Raw genomic sequence first — 5490 nt, 5'->3', positions numbered from 1 at the left:
GTACCGAGCGCCTCGATCTTCGCCGCGACCCGCGCGGCCGCATCCTGACGTACCGCACGCCGCTCCGGATCGGGGTCACTGTTTCCCTCGAAACACTCGGCCGGGGCGTCGGCGATCACCGCGAGGGCGCTCTCGTAGCGCTCGCGCGCAGTGTCCAACCGCGCCTCCCACGCGTCGATATCGCCCTGCCGCTCCCGGACCAACTCGAGATCGACCCGCACCGCGCAGGAGTTCGCGGGATCGGTAGCCGCAAGCGCCGACGAGAACTCCGCATCGGCCACGTCGAGCCGATCGTCGAGCACCGCCAGTCCGCCCGCAGCGAGCGTGGCGTTGACCGGCTCGATGACATCGAAGACCCGCAGCATCGACACGTCGCTGCGTAGCGCACCGATCTCGCCCGCAGCGTAGTGCTGTTGCGCCGAGTTGCCGACCACAACAACGGAAATCAGCTTCACCGCGAGCGCGAGCACCACGACCGCGATCGGCGTCGAGGCCAACAGGGCGCGCCGACGCAGCCGCAGCCGGGAGGGTTGTGGGGTCCGTGTCACGACAGCACATCCCGGTAGGTGGAGCGACTGCGGCGCAGATCGCGCCCGGACAGATAGATCTCGAGCAGGAGCAGCAGCGACGCAAGCATCGTGAAGACCCAGTAGAACTCGACGCGGACAGGCGCCGACTGTGACGTGACGGCAGGTTGTCCGGTCGTGGCGTCGGCCTGGGGCAGCGCTTGGCCCGCCGTTCGCCGAACATAGGGAACGCCGAGTTGCTCGGCCACGCCGCGCAGCGCCTCCTCGTTCAGCTCCGGGCCGGCGCCGTAGCCGAACACCGCGCCACCGTCCACCACGTCGGTGTCGAAAGTTCCCTGCGGAGCGCTCGACTGCGCGGCCCCGGAGCCGAAGTAGTAGACCAGGTTCTCCGACCGCGGATACTGCTGGCCCGCCGCGATCAGCTGATAGCGCAGCACATTCGAGGCGGCCCCGGCATTGGCCTGGTCACTTCCCGCGGCGGTGCCGACCGCCGGGTTCAGTGCATCAACGACAGGCTCGAGGCTCCAGGCGTCGCTCGACAGTGGCCAGTCGATCGCGGGCCGCGAGTCGAACGCGATGACCGCGAAGCGCGCGTCCGGGTGGGATCGGATCAGCGCGCGGATGTCGTCGCGGATGCCCGCCATCCGGGGGGCGCCGCCGAAGTCCCCGATCGCCGAGTCGGCGGAACGGTCGACGACGAAGTACACGTTGGCGCCCTGCGTCACGGGTGCCTCGTCGGCTTCGGAGACGGTGCCGCTACCGGGCCGCGCCGCGGCGATCAACACCAGCAGGATCGCCAGCGTCATACCGCCCCAGCGCAGTACCGTCTTCGTGCCCTTTCCCGACCCACCCGTCAGGCGCAGCGCGATCAGACGCAACGCGATGAGCGCCAGCGCGATCGCACCGAGCGCCGGCAGCGGCAGGACCGGATCGAAGGTCATCGGCGGACCGCCATCAACGACACGCTCAGCAGCGCGGCAACCGCCAACGCGGCGACGAGGACCAGCACCGGCGTGTCACCCCGGCCGTCGCCTTCCCGGCCCACTGCGGGGGCTGCGCGGATCGTGTCGAGATCGGCCCCGAGTGTGGCGGAGTCGAACCGGAAGAACTGGCCACCTGTCGCGCCGGTGACCGCCGCGAGCGCGTCGGTCTCACGTCCGGGGGTGGCCACCGCGTTGACCTCCACGCCTGCTTGCTTGGCCATCTCGGTGACCTGGGCATCGGTGAACAGTGACGGCCTGTTGTCGTCAGGCGACCGCAGCGCACCCGGGCCCAGGTAGATCAGCGAACGACGGGTGTCGCCGCTCGACTCGAAGCCGGGGAAGCCGGTGAGGCACAGCGCCAGGACATCGGCGACGGTCGGCGAGTAGTCGTCATAGGCCACCGGCGCGGCGAACGATTCGGTCCGAGCCCGCAGCCCGACGATCCCCGTCGGCGGCAGCGTCCCGGCGTCGGCCTCGGCCTGAGCCCGGGCGGCTTGCGAGTAGTCGCCGAACCGGCCGGCGGCGAACTGATAGTCGCGGGTCAACGGCACGACCCTGCGGTTCGAGGACGTCAGCCCGATGCGCTCGGTGCCGAAGGTGGTCGTCTGGGCGGCGAAGTAGCCGAGGAACTCACCGGTCGCCGGGTCGGTGACGGGCTGGCCGACGCACAGCATGATGTCGTCTCGGGGTCCCGATTCGGTTGCGTCCGAGAGCGTTCCGCTGGGCCGTGCGGTGGCCAGAACCGTCACCCCGAACAGCAGCGTCGACAGAGCGAGCACGGTGGCGAGGGTCCGTGTCTGCCTGCGGACCACGGCTCGGTACTCGGGCAGCCGGGTCAGGCGGGAGGTGTTGGCCAGCGGGAGCCGACCTCGAGGGCGCTCCGTGGGCAACAGCACCGCCAGCGCGACCACAAGTAACAGGGCGACGACCCCGGCGATCGCGACCGCCCACCACGTCAACTCCATGAACGGATCAGCTCTTCGGTTCGGTCGCCCAACAAGCCCACATCGGCAGTTGCGGACCCGTCGAACTGGACGTCGCCCAGCGCCGACAACACCGGCGCCGCGACCGCCAGATCGCTTGCGGCGACGGCACGCAGCTGCATGTACTGGGCGCGCCGGCCCGTCGCCTGGTGCAGGAAGCTGCGCAGCGTCCGGCTCAGCGCCGCGCCGGCTTCTTCGCCGGACAACTCGCCGTCTCGATACCGGCGGGTGATCGTGTTGACAGTCCTGGCGAACCGGTGCCGCAGCACCCGCGCATGCAGTGGTCGCAGGATCGGGATCCCGCGCAGTGTGTCCGCGGGCATCGTGGCCACGAGAACGCCTGCGTACCAGACGATGACGAGTAGCAGCAGGCCGATCCCGAGCCACAACCACCAGGTGGAGTAGGACGGCGGCCCGCTGACGAACTCCAGCAGGTCATCCGGCACGCGACCACACCCCGGTCATCTCGACGATCCTGCGGCGGATGTCGGCGCTGCTCGTGATCGTGACGTGTGGAATCGCCCGGGAGGTCAGCAGTTCCGAGAGTTGTTCGGCGCGGCGCTGTTCGGCGCAACGGAAGGCGGCGATGACCCGCGGCTCATGGCTGGCGGGTCCGAGGACCACGCGCCCGGTGGCGACGTCGAAGGCGCCGTCCGACCCTTGTGAGCCACCGGCGGCCACGGCCGCCATGTCGGGGATCATCGCCCACATCACGTCGTGGCGGGCGGCCAGGCGGGTGAGTACCTCGGTCAGGCGGTCGTCGACGTCGGGCTCGTCGGATACCACGACGATCAGCATCGAGTGACGGTAATGTGTTGCCACATAAGTCAATTGGTTGACGATGTCACTCGATCCGCGAGCCTCGTGGCCGTGGTAGCGCGTCAGCAGGCTCTCGATGTGGTTCTCGCCACGCCGCTGGCGCACGTTGACGCTGCCGCGTGCGTCGCCGTACACCATGCCCACCTCATCGGTGCGGCCCAGGGTGATCAAGCCGATGGCGCCCAGAACATTGAGTGCGACATCACTTTTGAGCTCGCCGTCCGGTGCCAGGCCGGCCATGTTGCGGCCGGCGTCGGCGACGAGCAGGATCTTGTGGTGCTTCTCGGAGACGAACCGCTTGATCAGCACGCTGCCGGAACGCGCCGAGGCCTTCCAATCGATGTCACGGACGTCGTCGCCGGGCACGTAGGGCCGTAGTTCGTCGAATTCGAGGCTGCGGGTGTGCAACAGCGCGTAGCGGCCACCCTCGAGCATGCCGCGGGTGTCGGTGCCGAAGTGCGCCTTCGCCCGGTTGAGGTGCTTACCCATGATTAGCCCCGATCAGGGCACCCGCACCGACTGCAGCGCCGCATCGATCACCACATCGGCGGTGACGCCCGCGCTGGCCGCCTCGAAGCCGAGGATCAGCCGGTGTTGCAGCACGCGGTGCGCCAGGTCGGCGATGTCGCCGGGGATCACGTGGTTGCGGCCGGACAGCACCGCCAGGGCGCGCGCCGACGTGCACAACGCGATGGTGGCCCGGGGGCTGGCGCCGTACTCGACGAGCCGGGCGATCTGCCGCGGGAGATAGTTGCCCGCGTCCCGGGTCACCCCGACCAGCCGGCTGGCGTAGAGCATCAGGTTGCGGTTCATGTGCACATCGCGTGCGACGCGCTGCAGGTGCCGGATGTCGTCGAGGTGGGCCACCGGCGGGGTGCGGTGGTCCCGGTCGTAGAGTCCGGCGTCGCGCCGGGTGAGCACCTCGACCTCCTCCTCCGGGGACGGGTACCGGACGATCTCCTTGAGCAGGAAGCGGTCGGTCTGAGCCTCCGACAGCGCGTAGGTGCCCTCCTGGTCGACCGGGTTCTGGGTGGCGATCACCAGGAACGGCTCGGGGATGGGGTAGACCGTGCCGGCAATGGTGGTCTGGCGTTCCTCCATCGCCTCCAGCATGGCGCTCTGGGTCTTGGCGCTGGAGCGGTTGATCTCGTCGAGCAGCACGACATTGGCGTGCACCGGTCCGAGCTGGGTGACGAAGGAGGTCGTCGCCGCGTCGTAGACCTGGGTGCCGATGATGTCGCTGGGCAGCAGATCGGGGGTGCACTGGATGCGCCGGAAGACCCCGTCGATCGACTCCGCGATGACCCGCGCGGCGGTGGTCTTGGCCAGCCCGGGAACGCTCTCGAGCAGGATGTGCCCGCCGGTCAGCAGCCCGATCAGCAGCGACTCCCGCAGGTGCTCCTGACCGACGACCTTCGCCGAGAACGCCTCGGAGAGCGTCCTGACGATGCGTTGCGCCTGGTCATGGGCAAAGTGGTCGGGGTCGGTACGGGCTGCGGTCATCCAGCGGGGTGTACCCACGCCGATCGGGCGCGCAAACAAACCGCGGCCGTCGCCCAGCGCGCCCGATCGTCAGCCGAACACCAGCGCGGCGGCTACCGCCAGCGCCCACACCAGCATCGTCAGCCCGGTATCCCGCAGCACCGGGATCAGGTCCCTGCCGCCCAGCCCGGCACGAACCGGCTTGGCGGCACGCACCGCGAGTGGCAGCGCGATCAGGCCGACCGCGCACCAGGGCGTCGCGAGCGTCAACACCAGCGTCAGCACGAATGCCACCGCCAGCAGCGCCTGGAACAGCAACCGGGTTCTGCCGTCACCGAGACGAACGGCCAGCGTGATCTTGCCGGACTGGGTGTCGGTGGGGATGTCGCGCAGATTGTTGGCCACCAGTACCGCCGAGGACAGGCAGCCGGTCGCGACGGCGAGCGCGCCACCGACCCAGTCGATGCGCAGGGCCTGGGTGTACTGGGTGCCCAGCACCGCGACGAGTCCGAAGAACACGAACACCGCGACCTCGCCGAAGCCGAGATATCCGTACGGCTTGGAACCGCCGGTGTAGAGCCACGCCCCGGCGATGCACACCGCGCCGACGGCGATCAGCCACGGAGCGCTGAACCATGCCAGCACCACACCGGCCACCGCGGCCACGGCCAGGCTGACGACCGCGGCCGTCAGCAC

General features: G+C 69.5%; 7 protein-coding genes. All 7 read right to left on the bottom strand.

Annotated features, from left to right (window positions below; translation table 11 throughout):
• On the bottom strand, window positions 1-548 hold a 548-nt coding region (locus WA965_RS21540), incomplete at its 3' end, for a hypothetical protein (RefSeq protein ID WP_526448053.1).
• Window positions 545-1468 carry a vWA domain-containing protein gene (locus tag WA965_RS21535; protein WP_526302765.1) on the bottom strand — a complete coding sequence of 308 codons (924 nt, stop codon included), beginning with the start codon at window positions 1466-1468 and terminating at the stop codon, window positions 545-547. The genes WA965_RS21540 and WA965_RS21535, both read right to left, overlap by 4 nt.
• Window positions 1465-2475 (bottom strand): hypothetical protein, encoded by a 1011-nt coding sequence (locus WA965_RS21530; RefSeq protein ID WP_526302766.1) that lies wholly within the window; start codon window positions 2473-2475, stop codon window positions 1465-1467. The genes WA965_RS21535 and WA965_RS21530 overlap by 4 nt, the downstream gene beginning before the upstream one ends.
• Window positions 2466-2939, bottom strand: a complete 474-nt coding sequence (locus WA965_RS21525; RefSeq protein WP_526302767.1) for a hypothetical protein — start codon at window positions 2937-2939, stop codon at window positions 2466-2468. The genes WA965_RS21530 and WA965_RS21525 overlap by 10 nt, the downstream gene beginning before the upstream one ends.
• A complete protein-coding gene (locus WA965_RS21520; protein WP_526302768.1) occupies window positions 2929-3801 on the bottom strand; it encodes a DUF58 domain-containing protein in 873 nt (290 codons plus the stop codon). The genes WA965_RS21525 and WA965_RS21520 overlap by 11 nt, the downstream gene beginning before the upstream one ends.
• A gap of 12 nt (window positions 3802-3813) precedes the next feature.
• A complete protein-coding gene (locus WA965_RS21515; protein WP_526302769.1) occupies window positions 3814-4815 on the bottom strand; it encodes an AAA family ATPase in 1002 nt (333 codons plus the stop codon).
• A gap of 69 nt (window positions 4816-4884) precedes the next feature.
• Window positions 4885-5490 (bottom strand): 1,4-dihydroxy-2-naphthoate polyprenyltransferase (locus tag WA965_RS21510; RefSeq protein WP_526448052.1); only part of this gene is annotated, 606 nt, incomplete at its 5' end.

The organism is Mycobacterium sp. (assembly GCF_049683935.1).
GTDB lineage: Bacteria > Actinomycetota > Actinomycetes > Mycobacteriales > Mycobacteriaceae > Mycobacterium.
This window is presented reverse-complemented; position numbering and strand designations above follow the sequence as displayed.

What these genes read in the sequence shown, in the direction of transcription:
- WA965_RS21530 (WP_526302766.1), bottom strand. Translation starts at nt 2,475, where the DNA reads ATGGAGTTGACGTGGTGGGCGGTCGCGATCGCCGGGGTCGTCGCCCTG.
- WA965_RS21520 (WP_526302768.1), bottom strand. Translation starts at nt 3,801, where the DNA reads ATGGGTAAGCACCTCAACCGGGCGAAGGCGCACTTCGGCACCGACACC.
- WA965_RS21535 (WP_526302765.1), bottom strand. Translation starts at nt 1,468, where the DNA reads ATGACCTTCGATCCGGTCCTGCCGCTGCCGGCGCTCGGTGCGATCGCG.
- WA965_RS21515 (WP_526302769.1), bottom strand. Translation starts at nt 4,815, where the DNA reads ATGACCGCAGCCCGTACCGACCCCGACCACTTTGCCCATGACCAGGCG.